The 23817-nt window shown below is 70.3% G+C and carries 24 protein-coding genes; 9 read left to right on the top strand and 15 right to left on the bottom strand.

The window, feature by feature from the left end; all coding sequences use genetic code 11:
• Window positions 1–216 precede the first annotated feature (216 nt).
• The gene (locus tag ACFXDJ_RS08320; RefSeq protein ID WP_384652049.1) at window positions 217–1095 is read left to right on the top strand and encodes a GNAT family N-acetyltransferase; all 879 of its coding nucleotides are present in this window, start codon (window positions 217–219) and stop codon (window positions 1093–1095) included.
• Window positions 1096–1195: 100 nt separating this feature from the next.
• Here ACFXDJ_RS08320 and ACFXDJ_RS08315 read toward each other — a convergent pair whose 3' ends face one another.
• The 3 genes from ACFXDJ_RS08315 to ACFXDJ_RS08305 form a co-directional block, all read right to left on the bottom strand.
• Window positions 1196–1492: a hypothetical protein gene (locus ACFXDJ_RS08315; protein WP_384848426.1), complete on the bottom strand. Its 297-nt coding sequence runs from the start codon at window positions 1490–1492 to the stop codon at window positions 1196–1198.
• Between the two features lie 77 nt (window positions 1493–1569).
• Window positions 1570–1761 carry a hypothetical protein gene (locus ACFXDJ_RS08310; protein ID WP_384652045.1) on the bottom strand — a complete coding sequence of 64 codons (192 nt, stop codon included), beginning with the start codon at window positions 1759–1761 and terminating at the stop codon, window positions 1570–1572.
• A gap of 11 nt (window positions 1762–1772) precedes the next feature.
• Window positions 1773–2624: a helix-turn-helix domain-containing protein gene (locus tag ACFXDJ_RS08305; RefSeq protein ID WP_384652043.1), complete on the bottom strand. Its 852-nt coding sequence runs from the start codon at window positions 2622–2624 to the stop codon at window positions 1773–1775.
• A 254-nt stretch (window positions 2625–2878) separates the two neighbouring features.
• On the opposite strand from ACFXDJ_RS08305, the gene ACFXDJ_RS08300 reads away from it, so the two are divergent.
• A complete protein-coding gene (locus tag ACFXDJ_RS08300; protein ID WP_384848423.1) occupies window positions 2879–3403 on the top strand; it encodes an ATP-binding protein in 525 nt (174 codons plus the stop codon).
• On the opposite strand, the gene ACFXDJ_RS08295 is transcribed toward ACFXDJ_RS08300, so the two are convergent.
• Both ACFXDJ_RS08295 and ACFXDJ_RS08290 read right to left on the bottom strand, forming a co-directional pair.
• The gene (locus ACFXDJ_RS08295) at window positions 3385–4659 is read right to left on the bottom strand and encodes an NAD(P)/FAD-dependent oxidoreductase (RefSeq protein WP_384848420.1); all 1275 of its coding nucleotides are present in this window, start codon (window positions 4657–4659) and stop codon (window positions 3385–3387) included. The two genes, ACFXDJ_RS08300 and ACFXDJ_RS08295, sit on opposite strands and share 19 nt — an antisense overlap.
• Window positions 4660–4757: 98 nt before the next feature.
• A complete protein-coding gene (locus ACFXDJ_RS08290; RefSeq protein ID WP_384848417.1) occupies window positions 4758–5312 on the bottom strand; it encodes a hypothetical protein in 555 nt (184 codons plus the stop codon).
• Between the two features lie 139 nt (window positions 5313–5451).
• Between ACFXDJ_RS08290 and ACFXDJ_RS08285 the strand changes: the two genes are divergently transcribed.
• Window positions 5452–6633 (top strand): serine hydrolase domain-containing protein, encoded by a 1182-nt coding sequence (locus tag ACFXDJ_RS08285; protein ID WP_384848414.1) that lies wholly within the window; start codon window positions 5452–5454, stop codon window positions 6631–6633.
• Window positions 6634–6732: 99 nt separating this feature from the next.
• On the opposite strand, the gene ACFXDJ_RS08280 is transcribed toward ACFXDJ_RS08285, so the two are convergent.
• A complete protein-coding gene (locus ACFXDJ_RS08280; protein ID WP_384848411.1) occupies window positions 6733–8214 on the bottom strand; it encodes an SH3 domain-containing protein in 1482 nt (493 codons plus the stop codon).
• Between the two features lie 151 nt (window positions 8215–8365).
• Window positions 8366–8935, bottom strand: a complete 570-nt coding sequence (locus ACFXDJ_RS08275) for a TetR/AcrR family transcriptional regulator (RefSeq protein WP_384660624.1) — start codon at window positions 8933–8935, stop codon at window positions 8366–8368.
• Window positions 8936–9059: 124 nt separating this feature from the next.
• Here ACFXDJ_RS08275 and ACFXDJ_RS08270 point away from each other — a divergent pair, with 124 nt between their 5' ends.
• The 3 genes from ACFXDJ_RS08270 (at window position 9060) to ACFXDJ_RS08260 (ending at window position 11045) form a co-directional block, all read left to right on the top strand.
• Complete coding sequence (locus ACFXDJ_RS08270; protein WP_384660621.1) at window positions 9060–9482, top strand: DUF1348 family protein; 423 nt, start codon at window positions 9060–9062, stop codon at window positions 9480–9482.
• Between the two features lie 60 nt (window positions 9483–9542).
• The gene (locus ACFXDJ_RS08265; RefSeq protein WP_384848408.1) at window positions 9543–9944 is read left to right on the top strand and encodes a DUF1992 domain-containing protein; all 402 of its coding nucleotides are present in this window, start codon (window positions 9543–9545) and stop codon (window positions 9942–9944) included.
• Window positions 9945–10310: 366 nt separating this feature from the next.
• Window positions 10311–11045 carry a hypothetical protein gene (locus ACFXDJ_RS08260; RefSeq protein ID WP_384660615.1) on the top strand — a complete coding sequence of 245 codons (735 nt, stop codon included), beginning with the start codon at window positions 10311–10313 and terminating at the stop codon, window positions 11043–11045.
• A 71-nt stretch (window positions 11046–11116) separates the two neighbouring features.
• Here ACFXDJ_RS08260 and ACFXDJ_RS08255 read toward each other — a convergent pair whose 3' ends face one another.
• The 5 genes from ACFXDJ_RS08255 to ACFXDJ_RS08235 form a co-directional block, all read right to left on the bottom strand.
• Window positions 11117–11962, bottom strand: a complete 846-nt coding sequence (locus ACFXDJ_RS08255; protein WP_384660613.1) for a hypothetical protein — start codon at window positions 11960–11962, stop codon at window positions 11117–11119.
• Between the two features lie 101 nt (window positions 11963–12063).
• Window positions 12064–13959: an alpha/beta hydrolase gene (locus ACFXDJ_RS08250; protein WP_384660610.1), complete on the bottom strand. Its 1896-nt coding sequence runs from the start codon at window positions 13957–13959 to the stop codon at window positions 12064–12066.
• Window positions 13959–14330: a hypothetical protein gene (locus ACFXDJ_RS08245; RefSeq protein ID WP_384660607.1), complete on the bottom strand. Its 372-nt coding sequence runs from the start codon at window positions 14328–14330 to the stop codon at window positions 13959–13961. The genes ACFXDJ_RS08250 and ACFXDJ_RS08245 overlap by 1 nt, the downstream gene beginning before the upstream one ends.
• Before the next feature lie 176 nt (window positions 14331–14506).
• Complete coding sequence (locus ACFXDJ_RS08240; RefSeq protein WP_384848405.1) at window positions 14507–15505, bottom strand: SGNH/GDSL hydrolase family protein; 999 nt, start codon at window positions 15503–15505, stop codon at window positions 14507–14509.
• A gap of 132 nt (window positions 15506–15637) precedes the next feature.
• Window positions 15638–16222: a TetR/AcrR family transcriptional regulator gene (locus ACFXDJ_RS08235; protein ID WP_384660601.1), complete on the bottom strand. Its 585-nt coding sequence runs from the start codon at window positions 16220–16222 to the stop codon at window positions 15638–15640.
• 124 nt (window positions 16223–16346) lie between these two features.
• Here ACFXDJ_RS08235 and ACFXDJ_RS08230 point away from each other — a divergent pair, with 124 nt between their 5' ends.
• Complete coding sequence (locus ACFXDJ_RS08230) at window positions 16347–17924, top strand: MDR family MFS transporter (RefSeq protein ID WP_384848402.1); 1578 nt, start codon at window positions 16347–16349, stop codon at window positions 17922–17924.
• 348 nt (window positions 17925–18272) lie between these two features.
• On the opposite strand, the gene ACFXDJ_RS08225 is transcribed toward ACFXDJ_RS08230, so the two are convergent.
• Window positions 18273–19481: an Ig-like domain-containing protein gene (locus ACFXDJ_RS08225; protein WP_384848399.1), complete on the bottom strand. Its 1209-nt coding sequence runs from the start codon at window positions 19479–19481 to the stop codon at window positions 18273–18275.
• A 273-nt stretch (window positions 19482–19754) separates the two neighbouring features.
• Here ACFXDJ_RS08225 and ACFXDJ_RS08220 point away from each other — a divergent pair, with 273 nt between their 5' ends.
• Complete coding sequence (locus ACFXDJ_RS08220; RefSeq protein ID WP_384663378.1) at window positions 19755–20582, top strand: polysaccharide deacetylase family protein; 828 nt, start codon at window positions 19755–19757, stop codon at window positions 20580–20582.
• Between the two features lie 88 nt (window positions 20583–20670).
• Window positions 20671–21300, top strand: coding sequence for a hypothetical protein (locus tag ACFXDJ_RS08215; protein WP_384663380.1), 630 nt, complete (start codon window positions 20671–20673; stop codon window positions 21298–21300).
• Between the two features lie 156 nt (window positions 21301–21456).
• Here the strand turns inward: ACFXDJ_RS08215 and ACFXDJ_RS08210 are convergent, their stop codons facing one another.
• Together ACFXDJ_RS08210 and ACFXDJ_RS08205 are read right to left on the bottom strand one after the other, a co-directional pair.
• On the bottom strand, window positions 21457–22749 hold the full coding sequence (locus ACFXDJ_RS08210) for an extracellular solute-binding protein (RefSeq protein WP_384663382.1): 1293 nt from the start codon (window positions 22747–22749) through the stop codon (window positions 21457–21459).
• Window positions 22750–23037: 288 nt separating this feature from the next.
• Complete coding sequence (locus ACFXDJ_RS08205) at window positions 23038–23655, bottom strand: SMI1/KNR4 family protein (RefSeq protein ID WP_384663384.1); 618 nt, start codon at window positions 23653–23655, stop codon at window positions 23038–23040.
• Window positions 23656–23817 lie beyond the last annotated feature (162 nt).

The following is a 23817-nucleotide window of genomic DNA, read 5'->3' as shown; positions in this document are numbered from 1 at the left end:
CCATCAACGAGTGGCTGTGACCACACGGCCGCACGGGCCGCACCGGCCTTCAGTTAACCCTTTGCCCAGGAACCGACGGGCCGGCTAAGTTCTCCCAGCCGTCCATGTTGATCCGGACCGGCGCCGTCGACGAGGAGGTGTGGAGCACATGCGCAGGAGTGCCCAGCAGTTGAGCCCGCGTACTGACCCTTGCCACCTCCTCACGACGGAGACACCTTGTCGTTCCGCATCACCCCACTGACCGACCCCGCTCACGGGGCGCACAGCCGTCGCCTTGCATGGCTGGCGTCCGACGCCGATTCCATCCCCGTCGGAACGGCCTTCCTGCGCCTGTTCGATGGCGGACAAGAGCACCTGGCCGAACTGACCCTCCACGTCCACCCCGTGGAGCGTCGCAAGGGCGTCGGCTCCCAGCTCCTCGGCACCGCCGTGGCCGCCGCCCGGGACAACGCCCGGCGCTGCGTCAGCGCGCAGGCCCGGGCCGGATCGCCCGGCGAACACTTCCTGCCGGCCCACGGCTTCCGCAAGGTGCTCACCCTGAGGTTCGCCCGCTTGCCACTGGCCGACGTCGACGCCAGCGCCCTCGCCGAGGTCATCGAGCGTCCGCATCCCGGCTATCGGCTGGCGTCATGGCAGGGAACCGTCCCCGACGCCCTCGCCCAGACGTTCGCCGCCTCACGCCGGGCCATGGACGACATGCCCATGGAGGACACCGACTACGGCACCGTGGCCTGGGACGTGGACCGGGTCCGGGCCGCGGCGAAGGCCGTCGAAGAGCGCGGCGACCAGTTGCACACGGTCGTCGCCATCGACACCGCCGACGACTCGATCGCCGGATTCACCGAACTCGTCGTCCCCGGCAACGGCACGGGCGATGGCCAGCACTACGGCACCGGCGTGCTGCCCGAGCACCGGGGACACGGCCTCGGGCGATGGATGAAGGCCGAGTCGATCCGGCAAGCCCACGGGCGCCATCCGGACCTCGGCGGCCTCCTGACCGACACCGCCGACAGCAACACGCACATGAGACGCATCAGCGACAGCCTCGGTTACCTGCCCACGCACACGACACTCCAGTACCAGCTCGACCTGTAGAGGCGAGCGGACGGGCCGGACCTGGGCATCACCTCGTCCGGCCCGTCGGCACGTTTACAACCGGCCCCAGGTCCCGTTGAACCCCAGAACCCCGGGCGGGTCAGGGGATCAGGGGATCAGGGAGTTGAAGATCTCGTACACGTTCGATTCGAAGGCCGGAGCCTCCAGCCTCCAGGTCCTGTGCCGCGGGGATGAGTGCCTCCTGCGCGAAGCGCTGGTAGTCGGCTTCCGACTCCCAGATGTCCATGACCTGCAAGCCGCCGTCCCCGTAGGGCGCCGCCACGTGGGAGATGAGGCCGGCGGGCGGTCGCGTCTTGTCCGGGATCGCCTTGTCGAAGACGGCCTGGTAGACCTCCTGGGTCCAGTCGGCGCCCCGGTTGTGCACCAAAACTGCCATCTCGACCTCCTCGATTCCTCCGTCGGAGAGGGAAGGCTCCCGATGACGACGCTACGCCTGCCCGTGGTGCCCGGCACCTACAGCAGGTGGTCGGCCTTGCCGGCCTTGATGTCCCGGATCATCTGTTGCAGGGCCTCGCGGCTGTCCGTGAGGTACGTGTCCTCCTGGCCGGAGAGCGCGATGTAGCTGTTGCCGTCCCCGTCCACCCCGATCCGGTAGCAGGAGTTCCCCTCGCCGCAGAATGGATCCTCCCAGGTCACGTCCGTCACGGTGTCCCCTCTCACAGTTGGCTCGCGATGGAGCGGATGAAGTCCCGGGATGCTCCCGGGGGCAGCGCCAGCTTTTCCATCAGGTCGAAGTGGGCTCGGTACTTGGCGAGTTGCGTCTCGGCATGGAGGAAGTCTGGCCCGTGCGAGTTGTCCACCTGCACGGTGTCGAGTTGCGCCGTCGGCCCCTCGGCGTAGAGCACGGTCTGCCCCGCGCCCGGAAACCCGCCCGCATCGAACGGGAGGACGAGCACCGTCACATTGTCCTGCTCGGAGCGATGGAGCAAGTGGTCCAGTTGTGCCCGCAGGACGGCTGGTCCGCCGAACTGCATCCGCAGGGCGGCTTCGTGCACCACGGCCACGAACGCGGGCGCGTTCTCACCGTCCAGCACCTTCTGGCGCTCGACGCGCAATGCCAGCCGAAGCGCGACCTCGTGCTCAGGGAGGGCGGGGATGACCATGCGGAACACGGCGAGGGCGTGGTCCGAGGTCTGGAGCAGCCCCGGCATGTGGATCGGGTACGCAGCCCGCATGCGGATGCTCCGGGTCTCCAACTCTGCGATGTCTAGGAAGCCTTGGGGTACGTGGCCTCGGTAGCGGTCCCACCATCGCGGGCCGGTGGGCAGTGCCATGTCCGTGAGTCCGGCGATGTACCGCTCGTCGTCCACCTGGCAGTTGCATGCCAGCGTCCGCAACCGCTCGGCCGAGATGGCCCGCGCGCCGGACTCCATGGCGGAGATCGCTCCGCGGTCCACTCCCAGGAGGCCCGCCGCGAACTCGGCTGAGATCCCTGCTGACATGCGCATTCGGCGCAGTTCGTACCCCAGGCGCCTCTGGCGTTCAGTGGGAGCTGTCCTCGCGGTCATGGAGTGCAGTCTTGCGCGTCAGCGGGCCCATTCGCCACGAACGGCTGACTTCTCCCCGTTCGGGGGCCAAAAATGGCCCGCCTCGCGCTACATTCGGTAATGCACCGCTCACGCAAGGGAGTTGGAAGTGCATCGCCGCAGCATGCCTAGGGCCTCGGCGACAAGCCACTGCCCCCACCGCGAGAGCAAAAAACGCGTGCGCGTCGAGCTCGCCTAAAACACGTCAACCAACCCACGACGTCAGGGAGTCCGCCATGACCAGTTCCTTCGTTCCGCCCGTCCCCGACGGCCGCTTCGCCGCCTGTCCGGTGGCTCCGCCCGTGCCCGACGCGGGGGAGGCGCCCGCCGCCGACGGGCTGGCGTGCAGCCTGACCGTGCCCGGGGAGCCGTACAGCTCCCAGATCGCGCGCAGCGCCGTACGGTCCGTCCTGCACGCCCACCGGCTCGACCCGGTCGCGCCCGCCGCCGAGCAGGTCGCCGGGGAGCTCATTGCCGCTTCCTGGTACCTGGATCCGGGGCGCAGTCTGTACCTCGCGCTGCGCCACCGGGACGACTCGCTCCGTCTCACCGTTTTCGACGGGCACGCCACCCACTCCCACCCCCGCCTCGCCGCCCACTGCGAGGCCCGCCGGCGGGCGGCGCTGCGGGTGATGGCCGCCGTGGTGCGGGAGTGCGGTGGGGCCTGGGGGTTCGGGGAGTCGCGCGAGCCGGGTGGCGGGACGCGGACCTGGGCGAGTCTGCCGCTGGCCGGGGCTGCCGGTTATCTCGCCTCGGCTTGACCTGTCGCGGCCGCCCCGCGGTAACGGCGGTTGACGGACCAGGACTTGGCCAGTGCCGCCGGGTTCAGGAAGCGCATCGGGCCGATCAGGCGGGACGCGAACATGTGCATGTGCCGCGCCAGCGACTCGTCGCGCGCCGCCGCCGCGAACACGAGCTGCTCCCCGGGGTTGAACGGGCGGGACTTGGCGAAGTCGACGGCCATGCGCTGGTGGCCGGTCAGCCGCCGCCGGTGCTTGCGCGCGTAGGCCCCGAGCGACCTGTCGAGGTCTCCCCGGCCGGTCGCGGCCGAGGCGACCGCCTCCGTAAGCCAGGTCGCGGTCTCCAGGGCCCACCCGCATCCCACTCCCCACAGGGGGTCGCTGGTCAGGGCGGCGTCGCCGATCAGCGCCACGCCCGGTGCGGTCGGTTTGCGGCTGTGGAGGGGGTAGTTGACGGTGCCGATGAACTTCGAGATGCGCTCGGCGGCGTCGACGGGCGGCGCCTCGGGCAGGGCGCGGACGAACGCGAGGAAGGAGCCCTCCAGGTCCTCCCGGAAGGCCGGCAGGTGCTTCTTGTCCGGGACCACCGCGAGGGCGGTCACCCCGTCGTCGTTGGGGAACGCGTACGCCATGTCGGGTTCGAGGAACCACGTGTGGCCGATCCCGTCGCGCAGCGGAAGGTTGCGGAAGTACGCGAGGTAGGCGAAGCGGTCGTTCTCGTACTCCTTGACGGGCACCTCGGCGAACTTCGCCACGGCCGAGTCCTTCCCGTCGGCGCCGACCACCAGCCGGGCCCGGATCTCGCGCTCGCCCTGCGGTGTCGAGGCGCGCACCCCCGAGGTCCGCCCGTCCTCGCGGACCAGCCCGGTCACGCGGTGTCCGAGGAGCAGGTCGACGCCAGGGGTCCGCGCCGCGTGGGACCTGATCAACGGGTCGAGGACGCTGCGCCGGATGTTGTACCCGTACGGCAGCTCGGGGCCCGTCGGCGCGGCCTTCGGCTCGATCCAGCCCCAACGGGTGTACCAGCGGGCGCGGTTGCTGAGGGCTCCGGCCTTCTCCAGGGCGGGGAGGAGGCCGAGTTCCTCCAGTACGGGGTGGGCGTTGGCCGTGATCGAGTGGCTGCAGAGCACCTTGTAGGACTCGGGGTCCGAGTGGCGTTCCAGCAGGGCGACGCGGGCGCCGCGGCGGGCGAGCAGGATCGCCGCGGCGCTGCCGGCGAGGCCGGCTCCGCTGATGACCACGTCGTAGTCGTGTTCCGTGCTCTCAGGATCGGTCATGCGCTGATTGCTCCCTTCGGGGTGTGGTGCCGTTCGGGGGAGTGTGCAGTGCTAACTGCTGTCAGGTACATGAACAGTCGTCAAGAGCTGCGGACCGGTCAGCGGTAGTCGTCGGGGTGGCCCTGCATCCAGACGTTGATCTTGTCCCGGGTGCCGATCAGCGAGGTCTGGTGCTTCTTCAGGTTGTCGAAGCCGTGGTCGCCGCCGAGTTCCGTGTCGAGCTTCGCGATCAGGGCGATCGGCTCGGGGAAGTGTCCGGGCCCCTTCGGGTCCGCCTTCATCGCGCGGTCCATGCGGTGGAGTTCGTCGTAGACCCGCCCGAGGAAGTAGGCGCAGTTGCCCGGCGTGCACGAATCGCCCAGCGTGGCCTGGAGCCCGGCGAAGGCGTCCCGGACCTTCTCGGCGGGCAGCGCGCTCGGCGCCGTACTCGCGGCCCCCGGGGACGACGGCGAGGCCGGAGGGGAGGCCGGAGGTGAGGGCGCGGACGAAGGCGACGACGCGGGCGCAGAGGCGGGTGCCGACGAGGCAGCAGGCGTGGCGGAGGCATTGATGCCCGGCGCGGGGGACGGGTCCGCGCTACAGGAGACGGTGGCGAACGCGGCTGTGGCGACGAGTACCGCCGCCGCACCGCGGCGCACTGTGGAAAGGAACATCGACTACCCCCGTGATCGCTAAGGCAGCCGACCCTACAGAACACCGCAGCCACCGTCATTGCGGCGGGTCCGCTCTTCACACTCGAAGTGTTCGGAGGTACGGTCCGCGCGGATTCGACACACCACAGGGGGGCATGGAATGCGCAGGCTACGCAACGCACTGCTGGGCGCCGCCGTCGGGCTGGCCGTCACCGTGGGCGCCACGCCGGCGCAAGCGGACATGGGTGGCGCCGCCCAGGCCTTGCAGGACGGGGCGAACAAGGGCGTCGCAGCCGGTTACCCCGGCGTCATCGCCCTCATGCAGGACAGTACGAGCGGCGCGTACGTCACGGCGGGCCACAGCATCAAGGGCTCGTCCGTGCCGATCGATCCCACGGCGAAGTACCGCATCGGCAGCAACACCAAGCTGTACACCGCGACGGTGGTCCTCCAACTGGAGGCCGAGGGAAAGCTGTCGCTGGACGACACCGTCGCCAAGTGGCTGCCGAACGCCGTCAACGCCCACGGCTACGACGGGCGCACCATCACGATCCGCCAGCTGCTGAACCAGACCTCGGGGCTGCCGGACTACCCCGATGTCGTCGTGGCCAGGATCCCCTTCGTCGACCCGATCACGCTGGGCTACGTCTACTACAACGGCGATCTCAGATCCAACCACTACACGCCGCAGAGCCTCGTAGACATGGCCCTGACGCTGCCGAAGAAGACACCGGGTGAGTGGGCGTACGCGAACACCAACTACGTCCTGGCCGGCATGATCATCCAGGCCGCCACCGGCCATGACCCGTCCGTCGAGATCGCCAACCGCGTCATCGCGCCGCTCGGCCTGACCGGCACGTCGTTCCCGACCTCCGACACCAACCTGTACGGCAACTTCGTCCACGGCTGGAAGTACAACCCGCTCGGCGGCATCGACGAGGTCTCGGCCTCCAACGTGGAATTGTTCTGGGCCGCGGGCGCGATGATCTCCACGCTCCAGGACCAGGCCGTCTTCGTGCTGTCCCTGCTCCAGGGGCGACTGCTGCCGCCCGCACAGCTGACGGAACTCAAGACGACCGTCGGCATGGACCCCAAAGACCCGCAGAACCCCGACAAGCAATACGGCCTGGCCCTCTCGCACCGGATCCTGACCGGCTGCCAGAAGGGGGCCTGGGCCCACGGCGGAGCCGTCCTGGGCTACAACAGCCGCTGGTACGCCAGTGAGGACGGCACCAAGGTCGTCGTCGCCCTCGGCAACGAGGAGCACGGCGGAGACGAAACGGCAGGGGTCATCGCCATCCGGAACGGCGTGCAAGCCACGCTCTGCCAGATGCTCTCCTGACCACACCACGGCATGCGCACCGAAACCCCGGGAAACGGCTTCGGTGCGCGCCGGGGCTCGGGGGCCTCGGCGCGCACCGAAGGTGGGGGTGGGGCTGGGTCAGCAGGTGGGGATGCGGTTCAGGTTCTCGGCGTAGCGGGCGGCGATCCAGCCGCGGCCGTCGGCGAGCTTGTACCAGAGGGAGTTGCCCTCGACCTCGGTGCCGTTGGTCTTGCACATGACCTGGACCTCGGTGCCGTGCTTGATCACGCCGGTCTTGCCGTAGTGCGTGCCGGGGCCGGTGCGGATGTGCAGCTTGTCGCTGACGATGCGGGCCTTCGGCTTGTGGTCCTTCTGGTCCTTGCCGTGGTCCTTCCCGTGGTCCTTCCCGTGGTCCTTGCCGTGGTCCTTGCCGTGGTCCTTGCCGTGGTCTTTCCCGTGGTCCTTGCCGCACTTGCACTTGCCGGGCTTGCCCTGCTCGCCCTTGTCGCCCTTGGGGCCCTTGTCACCCTTGGGCCCGGCCGGACCGGCCGGTCCACCCGGTCCGCCCGGACCGCGATCGCCCTTGGGTCCCTGGTCGCCCCGGTCCCCCTTGTCGCCCTTCGGGCCGCCCGCGGGGCCGGTGTCGCCCTTCGGGCCCTGGGGTCCGCCCGGTCCGCGCGCTCCCGTCGGTCCCGCCGGGCCGGTGTTGCCCGTGTCGCCGCGGTCGCCCTTGTCCCCCTTGTCGCCCTTCGGGCCGCCGGACGGGCCCTGGTCGCCCTTCGGCCCTGTCGGGCCGGTGTCGCCCTTCGGGCCCTGGGGGCCGCCGGACGGGCCCTGGTCGCCCTTCGGGCCCGCGGGTCCGGTGTCACCCTTCGGGCCCTGCGGACCCTTGTGGCCCTTGGGCCCCTTCGGCCCGTGGTCGCCCTTGTCGCCGCGCTCGCCCTTCTCGCCGCGGTCCCCCCGGTCCCCGCGCTCGCCCTTCTCGCCGCGCTCTCCGCGCTCGCCCTGGTCTCCCTTGTCGCCCTTGGGCCCGGGGCGGCCCGGCTTGCCGTGGTGGCCGGGCTTCCCGTCGTGGCCCGGCTCTCCGTCGTGGCCGTCGTGCCCGTCGTGGCCGTCGCCCCCCTTGGGGCCCGTCACCGGGGTGGACACCGCGTACAGGCCGGGTGAGGTGTCGCCTTCCGCCGCCCACTCGCCGCCGCCGAGGGTCGTGCCCTCCGGCGCGTCCGCGTCCACCCGTACGAGTACGCCCAGCCGGGTGTCGCTCTCCGCCGGGAAGGCGAAGCCCGCGCGGGTCCCGGCGTTGCAAGTCAGCTGGCGGGCGTCGCCCGAACGCGTACAGGGTGCCCCGGCACGGTCGCCGTTCCAGTAGAAGCGGGCCTCGGGGAAGGTGGTCCGCTCCGGCGCGGTGATCCGGAAGCTGCTGCTGAGTGCCGGATCGCCACCCGTATCCGCCACGATCACCACGCGGCCGGTCTTGCCCGCGGCGATGGAGGGGACGTACGGCTGGGAGAACCGGATGTGCGGCGAGCCGGCGGCGAAAGCCGGCGTGACCGGCAGCAGGCAGGTCGCGGTGACGGCCGCGACGACCAGGGCGGCCGACGTGCAGCGGGAAGCAGACAAGGGTGTTTCCTCCGCGAGGAAAGGCGACGGAACCGGCATGCAACCGCCGAATGCGGTCTACCGGTGGACAAAAGGCCCGACACCAGTTAAAAGCTGATCATGCAACCCGGAGGTGCGCGACGCGTTGCCGGTCACTCGGCAGCCGCATGAATCACCTGCCCGGCCGTGGCGCGCCCTCGCGGAGCAGGACGTACGCCGCCTCGCGCGCCCGCACCGCCGGGCCCGGGCCCGGCTCCAGGGCCGCCAGCACCGTCGCGCCCTCGACCAGCAGCAGCAACTGCTCCGCCAGGCCTTCCCGGTCCGGACCGGCGGTCTCGGCCAGCAGCGCCCGTAGCTCCGCCTTGTGGCGCCGTACGACGTCCAGCACTCCGGCGGGGCCCGCGCCCAGCTCCCCGTACGCGTTCAGGAACGCGCAGCCGCGGAAGCCCGGCTCCGAGAACCACCGGGCGAGCCAGTCGAAGACCGCCCCGACCGGGTCGGCGCTCCCCGCGACCGCGGCGCGCAGGCTCGCCGTCCAGCGGCGGTCGCGGCGCTCCAGGTAGGCGGTGATGAGGGATTCCTTCGCCGGGTAGAGGCGGTAGAGCCGCTTGAGCGGGACACCGGACTCGGTTCGGATGCGGTCCATGCCGACGGCCTGGATGCCCTCGGAGTAGAAGAGCGCCTCCGCGGCGTCCAGCAAGCGGGTGCGGGCCTCGTCGTCGGTCATCGGGGTGGTGGGCATGAGGGCAGCGTAGACCAGGATCGCTTGCGGTGAGAACGCTCGTTCTCTAGGGTTGGCGGCGCGGGGAGAACGACCGTTCTCCCCGCGTGTCCGTCTTCGCTGTCCAGCCGAGAGGTGTCCCGTCGTGACTGCCACTGGTTCCGTGCGACCGCCACTGCCGCCCTTCACCGAGGAATCCGCCCGCGCCAAGGTGCAGGCCGCCGAGGACGCCTGGAACAGCCGCGACCCCGAGCGCGTCGCCCTCGCCTATACGGAGGACTCCGCCTGGCGCAACCGTGACCGCTTCCTGAACGGCCGCGCCGAGATCCGCGCCTTCCTCGCCGACAAGTGGGAGCGCGAGCTGGAGTACCGGCTGCGCAAGGAGCTGTGGGCGTACACCGGCGACCGCATCTCGGTGCGCTTCGAGTACGAGTGGCACGACGCGAGCGGCCAGTGGTGGCGCAGCCACGGCAACGAGCAGTGGGAGTTCGACGCCGCCGGCCTCATGCGCCGCCGCGAGGCCAGCATCAACGACATCCCGATCGAGGAGTCGGAGCGCCGGCTGTAGGGGCCTAACTGCCCCGTCCGGCGGCGGCGATATGCTGGAAGGGACTCCCGAGGAGGCGTGGTGACCGACCGCAAACCGCCTGGTGTCAGCTTCGAGTCGTGGGTGGACCGGCAGATCAGGGAAGCCGCCGAGCGGGGCGAGTTCGAGCAGCTGCCCGGCTGGGGCAAGCCGCTGGCCTCGCTCGATGCCCCGTACGACGAGCTGTGGTGGATCAAGGGCAAGATGCACCGCGAGGGCTTCGCGGTCCTTCCGCCGGCGCTCGCGCTCCGCAAGGAGGCCGAGGACGCGCGGGAGGCGGTCCGGGCGGCCCGCACCGAGCGGCAGGCGCGGGACGTCCTGACGGAGGTCAACACCAAGATCCGCGCAGCGCTGCGCAGGCCGCCACCCGGTCCGCCGCTGCGGCTCGCCGAGTTCGACGTCGAGGCCGTGCTGGCGGAGTGGCGCGAGGAGCGGAGTGGGTGAGAGGGGCGCGAGGGGCAAGAGGGGTGCGAGGGGCGAGAGGTCCGCGACGCCTAAGAAGCGTCTCGGCGGACCAGTCCACGCACCGTCATGTCGCCCGTGGCGTGGGACCTCTGGGACTAACCGGACGCGGTCGGTCCGGTTAGGGAAAATCTTGCATAACCCCCGGTAAAGACATGTGTCGACCCCTTGTTCCGGCCCCGGTTACCCGATGTGATGCGCGGGTCCCCTTGCTGAACCAGACCGGGCCGAGCCCTGCCTGCCCACTCGTCCCCCGGTAAGCGCCGTTCCGATCCGGTGTCAGCCACACCGTGGTGTTCCGGATGATCCGGTCCGCCATGCATTCGAACATAGAGGTCGAACCACATCGTGCGTCTGATATCCCCTGCCACCAGGCTGCTCGCCGTCGCCGCGCTCCCGCTCGCGCTGGTCGCGTGTTCCCCCTCCGGCACGAAGGCCGCCGCGCCGGCCCCGGCTTCGCCGTCCGCCGCGAAGCCGTCCGCCGCGGCCGCCGACGAAGGCCCCAACAAGGGCCTGCTGACGGGTACGCAGCTCAAGGCGGCGCTCGCCCCCGCCACCTTCTTCGCCGACGGCTACGCCCCCGACCCGGCGGCCTCGCGCGACACCGGCGACACCTACCAGCTGCCGGAGGCCGCCTCCGTGCCGACCCCCGACTGCACCAAGCTCGGCGGGACTTCCTGGATCGAGATCACCGGGATCACCGGAGTCTCGTTCGCGCAGGACTCCTACGTGAACAAGGACTCCTCCTCCCAGCAGGCGCAGGAGATCGACGTCTACCGCGGCACGACCTCCGCCACCGTGCTCGGTGCGCTCGGCATGATCTCCAAGGCCTGCCCGAGCTACACCGATGCCGACACCCACAGCAAGGTGACGGTCTCCGAGAAGCCCCTGACGGGCGTGGGCGACGGCGCCTTCACCATCACCCTGACCAGCCCCGCCTGGAAGGGCGGCACCACGCTGGTGGCCGCGCGGGTCGGCACCTCGGTGGTGACCGTGCTGGTCAGCAGCGGCACCGACGAGGGCATGAAGGGCGCGACCAAGCTGACGAACCAGCTGGTGACCTCCCTCAAGGGCAAGGCCTGACCGCAGCAGCGGTCCCTGAGGGGTGATGCTCCCGCGGCGGCGGGCGCGTCACCCCTCTGCCGTTCCCACGGTCAGGCCTCGGCCCCCTCGGCCCCCTCGGCCCGGACCACCGGAACGGCCGGGCCGGTGACGCCGATCCGCAGGACGCCGTCCGGCGCGGAGACCAGCTGGGCGACGGTCTCGTCCGCCGGGTGCAGGGCGACCAGCCGCCCGGGCGCGGCGCGTATGCGCCAGTCCGCGCCGGCGAAGTACTCCTGGGCCCGCGCCACGGCCCGCGCCGCCCGGTCGGCGGGCAACGGCTCGCTCGTCCAGGCGTGGTGGACGTAGGTGACGCCTTCGGTCTCGCCCGTACGCAGCTGCGCGCCGGCCGCCGCGTCGTGCGGGACGCGCAGGGCGTCGTAGATCCGGCTGGAGTGGGCGAGGACCCGCTGCTCGGAAGCCTCGTCCGCCGATATGGGGGATTGGGACGACAGCCCCTGCGCGGAGGGGGAGGGGCTGCCGCTCGCGGGCTTGGGGAAGCAGGGCGAGTCGACCGTGAGGTAGGCGATGCCGTCGCCGGTCGTCTCGTCCGTGACCCCGTTGCCCGCGGTCATCCGGAAGTCGTCACCCTGGGTGCGCATACTGACGTAGGTATCCGGCTTGGACCAGTCGCCGTCGGTCTTCTCGCTCTCGAACGTGTACCCGCGTGCCACCCAGGCGTCCCGGGCCTGGCGGACCAGCTGTTTCCCGGCGGACCCCGGTACGCCCATGAGCTGGTAGCTGAAGGTGACCTGCCACCGGTCAGTCGTGCCGAACTCGGACAGGCAGGAACCGGCACTGCGACTCCCGGAGAGCTTCAGCGCGGGCTTCGGTGACATGCCCGCCACCGCCTCCTGCATGATCTCGTCGGCACGCGCCACGGCTTGTTGTTCGTTCATTGAAACCTTCGGCTCCTTCGCCCGTTCCTGCAGCCCCGCGCACGATGTCGCTGCCACCGCCATCGTGATCAGCGCTACCGCGGCCGTCGCCCTCCGCATACTCATGTGATCTTTCCTGTCACGATGCCACCGAGATTCCTCAGCGACTGGTCTTGCCAGTACTGCGAGTGCGCGGGCGCGAGTCCGTCGGACAGCAGCTCCTTTCCGGGAGCCACATCGAACGTCCGCCCGCCGAAATCGTCCGTGACGGGGTCGGTCCCGTAGAGGATCGTGTGATCGTCATAGAAGTCGAAGAACCCCGAGGGCGACACCAGCGGACCGAGCAGCCCGCCGACGAGCGCGTTCGGGTCGGGAGCCCATTTGATGGGGTCGTGTTCGGCGGTCGCCGCCCACACGTGGTCTGGCGGGACGCCCAGATCCTTGGCGTGGTCCACACCGACACCCGGACTGCCGACGAATATGACGTTGTCCACGGGGAGGTCGGGGTGGGCTGCCAACGCCTGCCCGGCGACGAGCGTGCCGTAGCTGTGGCCCAGGACGGTGGAGTTCACTGGTCCGCCGGTGTGAGCGGTATCGATTCCGGTGAGGAACCGGCCGAGCGGGTCCTTCGCGGCCTTGGCGTACTCATCGCTCGTGGCGTCCGTGAAGACGCCCTGAGGTGCGTCGTAGCCGAGCCAGAGGACCGATGCGGTCTGGTGACCGGGGTCCTGACGCATGGCCTCCCTCCGGAGCGCCTCGGCCCGCCCGAGGTCCCCGTCGATGTTCGAAAGCTTCGACCCCGTCCCCGGTACGTACGTCACCACATTGTCGGCGGTGTCCGGGTTGCCGATCGAGACGATGGCCTTGCCCAGCTTGCTGTTGTCGAAGCTCAGCAGATAACCCTCGGGAAGTTCGGGCTTGGGCGAGGTCAGCCGCTGCTGGATCTGGTCCATGCCCTTCAGGCGGCCTTCCAGCTCCTTCTGCTTGTCGTTCCAGTCCCGCCAGGCCTTGGACTCGACCTGCGCGCCCTTGACCTCGCGGCCGGTGATCGGGCTGATGTAGGGCTCGTAGCGGGGCGGTTCCTTCGCGCGCAGCGCGGCCAGGTCCGTCTGGGCCGTGCCGTGGGTCTCGGCGAGGACGACGCGGTTCGCCGTGTCGCGGGTCTCCGAGGGGATGCCGTCCAGGGCTCCGACGCTCGCCGGGTAGAGCGAGACGTACTCGTCGCGCCGCTCCTGGTCGAGGCCGTTCCACCAGGCGGTGTTCTCGGCCGGGGACTTGCCGTGCGGTATGTCCGAGTCCTTGAGGTACGAACCGGCCGCGTCGCGGGTGTGCTGGAGGTCCTTGGCCGCGTCCGCCCACACGGAGTCGTCGACCTTCAGGCCGCGTTCCGCCTTGAGCTCGGAGAGGACCGTGCGATAGCGGGTGTCCATCTCCGCCGCCGCGCGGCAGGCGGAGGCGATGTGGTCCGCTATGGCCTCGGCCTTGGCCTTGTTCGGGTTGGTCTCCAGGAACGGCCCGCCGTTGCCGCCCGGGAACAGCGGCCCCTTTTGGCCCGGGAGCAGCGGTCCGCCACTCGGTCCGGTGAACAGCGGGGAGCCCTTCGGGGCAGCCGCCGTGCCCCCCTCGGGAGGCTTCAGGTACGGGCTCGACGGGGGTCCGGCGACCGCCGGATAGGACACCGAGCCGTCCTGGTGCACGGTGAAGCCGAGGGCCTCGGCCTCCTGGAGGGCGGAGTTCAGCCGGCTGCGCGGTTCGGCCACCTCGGTGGCGAAGCCGTTCAGGGCGGTACGGACGAGCCCGCATTCGGCGTGTATGTACTGGTAGTTGCGGGCCAGCCGGGCCAGGTCTCCCAGGGCGGCGTCCGCCGTCGCGCCCTGCTGGCTGTCGCGGAGCTTGCCGAGCATCTCGTTCTCGACGCGCTCCTTGGCCGCGTAGGCGCGGCTGCCGACATCGCCCCAACCGTCGGCGGCCTGCTCGATCTCCACGAGCTTGAGGTCCTTGAGGTGCTGCCAGGTCATCACTGGGCCTTCACCGCGCCCTTCTGGGGGTGCAGGCTGTCGAAGTCGCCCTTGACCCGGTGGTCGACCTCGCCGAACTCCTTGCCCGCGGTCCTCAACGAGGCCTCCAGGCGGGCGCACTCGGCTCGGACGTCCTCCAGCCGCTCCTTCCAGGAGGTGCGGACCTCGCCGAGGATCGCCGGGAGCATGAAGCCTTCGAGCGTGGCCACGACACCCTCGTGCGAGGTCTCTAGCCGGGTCACGGCCGAGTTGGTGGCACCGGTCAGCTCCGCCGAAACCCCGGCCGCGGTGGTCCAGGGCCCCTGCTGAACGTCCAGGCCGCCACCGCCGCCCCCACCGTCGCCCGGGGTGGCGGCCGAGGCCAGTGTCATTCGCGCGCCGGAATCCGACGTGGGCCCGGAACCGGAACCGGAGCCGAACAATTTCTCCCACTCAGGGCTGAGCCCCATGTAAGCGTCCCCCCACCACTAGAGCCGTTCAAGCTCCACATCGTATGCACGTGCGAAGCCCGAACGAGAGCGAGTCGATCATCCGGTCGTCTTTTCGGTCATCTTCCGGCCGCTCCCAGCCCGGTCAGGGCCTCGGTGACGAGGTCCGCCTGGTGGGTGGCGCCGCGGAGGTTCGGATGGAGGACGGTGCACGCCTCGCCCTGGGCCGGGATGGACCGGCAGAGCTCGGAGGGCGGGTCGCTCTGGTCGCCGGGCCCGGTCAGGGTGTCCTTGATCCCGTACATCCAGCGCCGCTCACCCGTCGCGCACACCCCGTGGCCGGTGCTGGAGGAGTACGTGTCCACGTACACCGCGCCGCTCCGCCGGGCCTGTTCCCGCAGGAGGGCGTTGATCCGGCGCTCCAGGGTGTCGAGCCAGGGCATGTCTCCCTTGGCGACCGTGCCGAGCTGGTTCCAGGAGCCCCAGCCGCAGCCCGCTGCCTCGTCCACGACGGCCGGGTATCCGACGACCGCTACTCCGGCGTGCGGGGCGCGCGTGCGGATCTCCTTCAGTAGGACCGCGAAGTCGGCCTCCAGCGCCGTGAACCGGGAATCGAGCGCGGAGGCGGCCTCGCCCCGCGCGTAGTGGTCGGTGCACGGGCTGCCCGTCCCGAAGGAGGCCAGCCCCCGCTTCGCGCAGGTCTCGATGATGTCGGCGAAGCCCACGGAGTTGCCGCCGGCGCCGACCGTGACGAGACCGGTGGTCGCGGAAACGGCCCCGATCTGCGCCGGTTTGGCGGCCCAGCCGCCCGGAGGGGCCACGGACGGCGGCCCTTTGAGCTCGGACTGCGGCCCCAGCAGCCCGGCTCTGACCTCGGCGGCGGAGCAGGTGACATCGGTGAGCTTCAACTTCAGCCGCCGCGCGGCCTGGTGCGGATAGTCGTGCTCGGAGCGCCCACACCCGTCGGCATTCCACGGGCGCACGAAGGAGCCCGCGCTGTACGAGTCCCCGAGGGCCACGTAGGAGAGGGGGACGGCCGGCAGCGGTGCCCGCGGCGCGAGCACGGTGGCGAGGACGGCCGCCGCGGTGGCGGCGGTGGTGAGGGCGAGACGCATCATGACGGTGCCTTCGGCTCTGGCGCCGCGGCCCGTCCGCAGCGCACATCACCAAAAGTAGCCGCTCTGACTACGGAGAGTAATGATTCGGGCCTTTGTTCGCCCCATCGAGTGAACGGGCGGTCCCGGTCGCGCCTATGCGTGCTGGTGGGCCTGGGTGATCAGGTCCGTCGCGACCTCCAGGGCGGCCTGCCGGGTCTCCTCCGGGTCGCCCTCGACGTGCTGGAGGAACATCATTCCGGCGTGCAGGGTGAACAGGGCGCTCACGCACCGGACCTGGTCGGCCAGGGGGGCGTCCTCCTGGCCCGTGCGCAACAGCTCCACCAGGGCGAAGAGCCGCTTCTTCACCGTCTCGCCGATGCTCAGCTCCCGCAGCGAGGCCTGGTTCTCCTGCATGAAGCGGTACAGCGAGGCGCCGCCGGCCATCGCCTCGCTGTAGCGGCGCAGGACCTCCCGCTTCATCTCCAGCGTGCGCGGCTGCTCCTCGGCCCACTGGATCAGCTCGTCGATGGGCCGGGTCAGGTCCTCGAACAGGCTGATGATGATGTCTTCCTTGGTCTTGAAGTGGTAGTACAGCGCCGCCTTCGTGACCTCCAGTCGCTCCGCGATCTCGCGCAGCGAGGTCTTCTCGTACCCCTGCTCGGCGAAGAGTTCCAGCGCGACGTCCTGGATGCGCTGCCGCGTGTTGCCGCGACGCTGCTGCGGACTGCTGCTGGACATGGCTCTCCCCAAATCTACTTACTTGACGCCCGGCTAGTTACGGGTCTACCTTCCCCAGTGTAGTGAACTAGCCGGGCGGCAAGTAAGTGCCAGGGCCGGTGCGGGTGCGCCAGGGGAGTGGAACATGGTGGAGATGACGAAGGCGGCGGAAACCTCGGAGGAGGTGAAGCCGCGCAGCGTACGGGTCGTCCTGATGGCCCTCATGATCGCGATGCTGCTGGCCATGCTCGACAACATGATCATCGGCACCGCCATGCCCACGATCGTCGGCGAGCTCGGCGGCCTGGAACACCTTTCCTGGGTGGTCACCGCTTACACGCTGGCCACCGCCGCCTCCACCCCCATCTGGGGCAAGATCGGCGACATGTACGGGCGGAAGGGCTCCTTCCTCACCTCGATCGTCATCTTCCTGATCGGCTCGGCGCTCAGCGGCATGGCCCAGGACATGGGCCAGCTCATCGGCTTCCGCGCGATCCAGGGCCTCGGCGCCGGCGGTCTGATGGTCGGCGTCATGGCGATCATCGGCGACCTGATCCCGCCCCGCGAGCGCGGCAAGTACCAGGGCATGATGGCCGGCGTGATGGCCCTCGCCATGATCGGCGGACCGCTGGTCGGCGGCACCATCACCGACCACATGGGCTGGCGCTGGTCCTTCTACATCAACCTGCCCCTCGGCATCGTGGCCCTCGCCATGGTGACGGCGGTGCTGCACCTCCCGAAGAAGAAGACCCAGGGAAAGATCGACTACCTCGGCGCGGCGCTGCTGACCATCGCGATCACCTCCACCGTGCTCGTCACCACCTGGGGCGGCACCGAGTACGCCTGGGGCTCCGCCGAGATCATCGGCCTGATCGCCGTCGGCATCGTCTCCATCGCCGCCTTCCTCTACGTCGAGACCAAGGCCGCCGAGCCGATCATGCCGCTGCACATCTTCCGCAGCCGCAACTTCACCCTCATGTCCGTGATCGGCTTCCTGGTCGGCTTCGCGATGTTCGGCGGCGTGCTCTACCTGCCGCTCTTCCAGCAGTCGGTCCAGGGCGCCTCGGCCACCAACTCCGGCCTGCTGCTCCTGCCGATGCTGCTCTCGATGATGGTCATCTCGCTGGTCGCGGGCCGGATCACCACCAACAGCGGCAAGTACAAGATGTTCCCGATCCTCGGCGGCGGGCTCATGGTCGTCGGGCTCTTCCTGCTCGCCACCATGGACACGGGCACCAGCCGCCTGGTGTCCGGCGTGTACATGGCCGTCCTCGGCGCCGGTCTCGGCTTCCTGATGCAGATCACGATGCTGGTCGCGCAGAACAGCGTCGAGATGAAGGACATGGGCGTCGCGTCCTCCTCGGCCACCCTGTTCCGTACGCTCGGCGGCTCCTTCGGCGTGGCCCTCATGGGCTCCCTCTTCACCAGCCGGGTCACCAGCACCATGACCGACCGCCTCGGCCCCGCGGCCGCCACCAAGGCCGGGTCGGCCCAGCTGGACGCGGCGAGCCTGGCGAAGCTTCCCGAGGCGGTGCGGGACGCGTACCAGCACGCGGTGGCCGCCGGTACGCACTCGGCGTTCCTGCTCGGTGCGGGGGTGGCGGTACTGGGCTTCGTGGCCGCCTGGTTCGTCAAGGAGGTGCCGCTGCGGGGTGGCTCCGCCGGTGGGGGTGGGGCGGCCAAGGAGGCGCCTGCTGCGCAGGCGGCTTCGCTCGCCCACTGACCCCCGGCGGGTGGTTGCTCGCGTGCGTGAACTACGGGCCCGGCCCGGTGGATGTCCCCATCCGCCGGGCCGGGCCCGTGTCGTACGGCGGGGGCCCGTGTCGTACGGCGGGGGCCCGTGTCGTACGGCGGGGGCCCGTGCCGTACGGCGGGGGCCCGTGCCGTACGGCGGGGGCGCGTGGCGGGGCCGGGGGCGGTGGCGGGTGGTGGGGCCGCGGCGCGGAGCCTTCCCCCCCCCCCCCCCCCCCCCCCAACCCGGGGGGGGGCCCCCCCCCCCCTCAAACGCCGGCGGGGCTGGCAGGGCTGGAGGGGCTGGAGGGGGCAACCGGGCTCTGCCCGGACCCGCGCCTCAAACGCCGGCGGGGCTGGAGGGGCTGGCAGGGCTGGAGGGGTCGGCGAGGCTGGAGGTTTTCTGCCAGTCCTCCCATGACAGGTTCCACTCGCCGAAGCCGTTGCCGGGGGCCAGGGTCTCCTTGCCGCCCGTTACGTCGAAGACGTCGCCCACCTGTACCTGGTCGTAGAACCACGCGGCGTCCGCCGTCTTGAGGCCGATGCAGCCGTGGCTCTTGTTCGCCGTGCCGATGTAGGACTCCGCCCACTCCGCCTGGTGCGCGTACGTGCCCGAGACCGTCAGCCTCATCGACTTCTGCACCTGCTGGTCGTAGCCGGTCAGGCCGACCGAGGCGGCCTTCATGCGGATGGTCCCCTCCTTGCCCATGAGGGTCATCTTCCCGCTCCAGGTCGGGGTGCTCGCCGGATCGCCCGCCGTGATCGGGAGCGACTTCACCGGCCGGCCGTCACGCTCCAGTGTGAGTTCGTGGTTCGCGATGTCCACCTTGGCCGTCTGGCTCCTGCCGATCGTCACGGAGGCCGCGTACGACTTCGCCAGGTAGCGGCCGTCGCCGGTGGCCACCCCCGACAGCGGGGCCTCCAGCGTCACCCGCGTACCGGGCTTCCAGTACTCCTTCGGCCGCCAGTCGACACGGTCCTTGCCCGTCAGCGTCTCCTTCAGCCAGCCCCACGAGCCCTCGGTCGGGGTGCTCGTCGTCACCTTCAACCGCCGCTCGACGTCGGCCCTGTTCTTCACCGGGTGGTCGAAGGTGAGGGAGAGCGGCTGGCCCACGCCCACGGTCGTTCCGCCCGCGGGGAGCACGGTCACCGTCTCCGTCTGCTCCTTCGACGGCTTCAGCGTGCGGAAGGTGGACTCGGACGAGGATTCGTGCCCGTCCTCCGAGGTGGCCGTGGCCCTCACCTTGTACGTCGTGTCCACCGCCAGACCCGTCTCCGGTATGAACGCGCCGTTCGCCAGCGCGCCCTGCGCCGGCTTCCCGTCAGGTCCGGTCACCGTCACCGCCGTCAGCCTCCCGTGGGTCACCCGCGCCGTGACCGGCTCGTCCGGCCTGACGTCCTTCGCTCCGTCGGCCGGTACGAGGCTCAGCTCGGCGGCGGTGGCGGTGGGCTTCGCGGCTTCCGTCAGGCCTCCGCCGCCTCCACATGCCGTCAGCGACAGCGCGAGCAGGGCGAGTAGCGGGATCGCGGGGGTGATGGGCTTGCGCATGGGCGGTCGAACCTCCGAGTAGGGCCCGGGCCTTCGCCCTGGGATGCCCGATAGGAGGCCGCCCCGGTCGCCCCCGGTTTCAGCCGGGACGGAATTCGGGACGATCAAGGACCAAAGTCCTACAACGTGGAATTTATGGGCCATTCGGCTGGAACCCCGCCGAGTCCGCCGACGTCATGACCAGTGCACGGAGGTACTCCCGGCCGCTGCCGGGAGGTCTCGCGCAACGGATGGCCGATGTCGGATGGGGAGTTGAGACAGCTCATGGGGTTCATGGCGCGCACACACATGAAGGACGTACGGGCCCGGGTCGCGGTCGGGGCGGCGGCCGCGGCGGTGGCCGCCACGATCTGGGGCGTGACGACGGTCGTCGACCCAGGCCACGACACGCGCCACCAGAACGTCTCCCGGCAGTCGGACGACCCCGCGAAGGGCGGCGACACCGCCGACCCGGTGGCGCCCGCGAACCCGGGAGCGAAGGTCCCCGACGGCATAGCCCACGCGTCGGAGAGCGGCGGCGACGCGGTCAACATCACCATCGACGACGGCCCCGATCCCACGTGGACCCCGAAGGTGCTCGACGTACTGAAGAAGTACGACGTGAAGGCGACCTTCTGCATGATCGGCCCGCAGGCCAAGGACCACCCCGACCTGGTCAAGAAGGTGGTCGCGGGCGGCCACCGGCTCTGCGACCACACCGTGGACCACAACACGGGGATGGACCACAAGCCCTTCGCCTTCCAGCAGCAGCAGATCCTCGACGCGAAGAAGATGATCGAGGAGGCCGCGGGCGGCGGAGCCAGGGTGCAGTACTACCGGGCCCCCGGCGGCGCGTTCACCCCCGAGAGCCGGGCCCTGGCCGCCGCCAACGGCATGCGGCCGCTCGGCTGGAACGTCGACAGCAAGGACTTCAGCAGGCCGGGCGTCGCCGCGATCATGAACACCGTCAAGTCCGAGATGGGCAACGGCCCGACGGTCCTCTTCCACGACGGCGGCGGCAACCGCGCGCAGACCGTCGAAGCCCTCGACCAGTTCCTGGCCTGGCTCAAGGACCAGGGCCGGCCCACCGGCTTCCCGGTGTTCACCGGCCCCAGTGCCTAGCCCTCCCGGGCCGTCTTTCCGGACCCCGTACGGGTGAAAGCGCGCCCGGCGTCGTTCCGGCCCGCCGGAGGGTCCCGTTGGTCCGGGCATGAAGCGCACCCGCACCGCCGCTCTCGCCCTCGCCACCGCCGCGGCGGCCCTCGTACCGGTCCTCTGCCAGGGGGCCGCCACCGCCGCCGACGGCACGGCGTACCTCCAGGACCCGAGCGGAGGGGAGAAGGCGATGAAGTCGATGTGGACCAAGGACGAAATGCACAAGGTGGAAGCGCAGTTCCGCTTCCGGCCCGGCATCCAGTACAAGACCGTCACCCGCCGCGGCCCCAAGGGCGCCGAGGACTACCCGCGCCAGGTCCCCGACCCGACGACCCTCGCCTGGGAGCCGGGGTACGAGTTCGCGTGGTCGGTGGCGGATTCGCAGGGCGTGAAGAAGGTGCTGACGACGAAGGACGGCAAGCACCCGATCGTCGTGCACGCGGAGCTGCGCGACGCGAAGCGCGCCAAGGCCGCGGAGGTGGACCAGGAGCTCACGAACCGGCCCGCCACGGGCCGTGCGAAGGTTCCCGGCGGCAAGCGCATCGCCTGCGACACGGGCAAGTACACGGTGGAGTGGTCGGTCACCCGCACCGGTTACGGCACCCTCAAGGGCTCCCTGGTCTGGGACTCCAGCTGCGAGCAGTACCGCACGGCCTTCACCCCGCAGAACCAGGGCGCCAGCTAGGCCGCGGAGGAGGTCGGCCGGTCGCCCCGCGCACCTTGTGGGCGCTCGGCGGGCGACGGGGCCGCGGCCTTGGATCAAGGACCGTACGGCCATGATGCCGCGCGGGGTGGGCTGCGGCAGGGGGCGAAAGTCCTTTGTCGGAGCCTCTTCCGCCCGTCAGTGCTTCTTCGTGGCCTCGGCGGCCTTCGAGGCGATGTCCTCCAGGACGGCCTTCGGGTCGCCGTCCGCGTCGACCGCGTGCCCGATGTTGCGCTTGATGGTGTCGCTGATGGTCACCCAGGACGGGTCGTTGACCGGGTAGAGCTGGGCGACGCGCAGGGCCGTGAGGAACTGCTGGTCGTTGTTGTCCATCCCGCCGCCGGCCTGGGCCAGGGCGCGGGAGGCGGTGACGGTGGACGGCAGCAGGTGGTAGCGGCCGGCGAAGTCCGACAGGTTCTTGTCCTGGTAGACGAAGTCCATGAACTTGCCGATCTCGGCGCGGTGCCCGTTCTGCTTGAAGGCCATCATCCAGTCGGCCACGCCCACGGCCGGCGGGATCTCCCCGGGGCTCAGGGTGTTCGAGATGGGCATCGTGACGGTGCCGACCGTGATGCCCTTGGCACGCGCCTCGTGGGCCAGCGAGGGGTAGCCGTTGAGCATGCCGACCTCGCCGCGGGTGAAGGCGGCGAAGGCGTCGGCCCGGTTGAGCTGGGACGGCGGGGTGGGGCCGAGCAGACCCGGGGTGGCCAGGTTGTCCTTGATCCACTTGAAGGTCGCGATGTTCTGGTCGGAGGCCAGGCTGTAGTTGCCGCTGTTGTCGGCGTAACCGCCGCCGTTGCTGAGCTCCCAGATCATCGCCTCGGCGTGCGCCTCCTCCGGGCCCAGGGGCATGGCGTACGGGTACTTCACGCCCTTGTCCTTGAGCGCCTTGGCGGCCGCCTTGAGGTCGTTCCAGGTCTTGGGGGCGGCGACGCCCGCCTGCTTGAACAGGCCCTCGTTGTAGAAGAGGAGGCGGCTGCTCGCCACGAAGGGCAGGCCGTAGAGGGTGTTGTGGACGGAGCCGGCCTCGGCGAGCGGGCCGAGGAAGTTCGCCTCGGCGGTGACCGAGAGGAGCTCGTCCGCGGAATAGAGCTTGCCCTGCGCCGCGAAGTCCGAGTAACCGCCCATGAGGGCCATGTCCGGCGCCTTGCCGGCCTTGACCATACGGGAGACTTCGCGGTCGATGTCGGCCCACGGGAGCAGCTGAACCTGGACCTTGATGCCCGGGTTGGCGGCGGTGAAATCGGCCGTCAGCTTGTCCCAGAACGCCTTGGAACTGTTCGTCGAGTTGTCGCCGTATTCGGCGGCGACGAGGCGGAGAGTACCGCCGTCACCTGCGCCGCTGCCGTCGGAGCTGCCACATCCGGCCAGCGGTATCAGCAGGCCGAGCACGGCGGCGGTGGCGGTCGTGCCGAAGATTCTTCGTCGCACGGGTGTATTCCCCTGATTTTCTTTTGAGTCCCGTTATTACTTATGAGTTACTCCGGGCAGTGGTGTCCCTCAGTGGCCCGTTGGCCGGAATTCTCTCCTGAGGGAGGGCGGTTGGTTCCATTGGGTCGGCACTTGTGGTCAATGCTCCAAGTGCGGCATTTCCGAATGGTGTTTTCCGATATGTGATCAACAATTCGGACGCGCGTAGACATACCGAAACGCCCGTTTCCGGCCATGAAGGGGCCGCGGAACGGGTTCGGGGTCGGCGTGGGGGAGTCTCGGCCGGTGTCAGTCGGTGAAGTCGCCCGCGTACGGGTCGGGCTCGCCCGTCTCGGGGTTGCGGCCCTCCTGCCAGCGCCGCTGGGCCTTGCGCCAGTGCACGAAGCTGAGGTGGCCGCCGTCCCAGAAGGTGATGCTGACGGGGCTCATGTCGAACTCGTCGGAGCACAGCCGGTACAGGAACTCGGCCATGCCGTACGGGTACACCGCGAAGGAATCGGCGGTGTGCCGGCCGACCACCAGGACGGGCCAGCGGTCCGGGTCCGGGTCGGTCGTGAGCCAGCACAGGATGTCGGAGCCGCCCGTGACGCCCCAGGCGAGGATGGACTCGGGGTCCACGTCGAAGGCGGCCCGGCCGCCCTCCGCCTCCCAGACCTGGCGGGCGTTGGCCGTCTCCTCCGCCATCTGTGCCGGGTCCCACTGGAGTCCGGGCTTGGGCAGCGGCAGCAGGACGCTCGCCTCGCCGTTGATCGAGCCCGCGCCGAAGCGGCCCATGAACGCGACGAAATCGGCGGGGAAGCGGCTGCCCCAGACGGCCTCGGCCGCCTGCCAGTCGATGTCCTCGTCGGCTCCGTGCGTCGCCGGCATGATCTGCTCCAGCGCCTTGATGTGCGCGTTCTCCGTCATGCCGCTCCCCTGCCACCCCAGCTCAACCGCCCCAACCTACCGCCGGCTGCGGACCCCGCCTAGGCCGGCTCTTCCGGATCTTGCCGGGCCCGCGCCGCCCGGCACCGTACCTCGCCGCGCTGCCGGGGCACCCGAGTACGTCCAGTACGCGGGAGCCCCGGC

This window comes from Streptomyces sp. NPDC059443, from assembly GCF_042750105.1.
Taxonomy (GTDB): Bacteria; Actinomycetota; Actinomycetes; order Streptomycetales; family Streptomycetaceae; genus Streptomyces.
The sequence above is the reverse complement of the archived record's forward strand: the minus strand, read 5'-3'. Positions and strand labels throughout refer to the sequence as shown.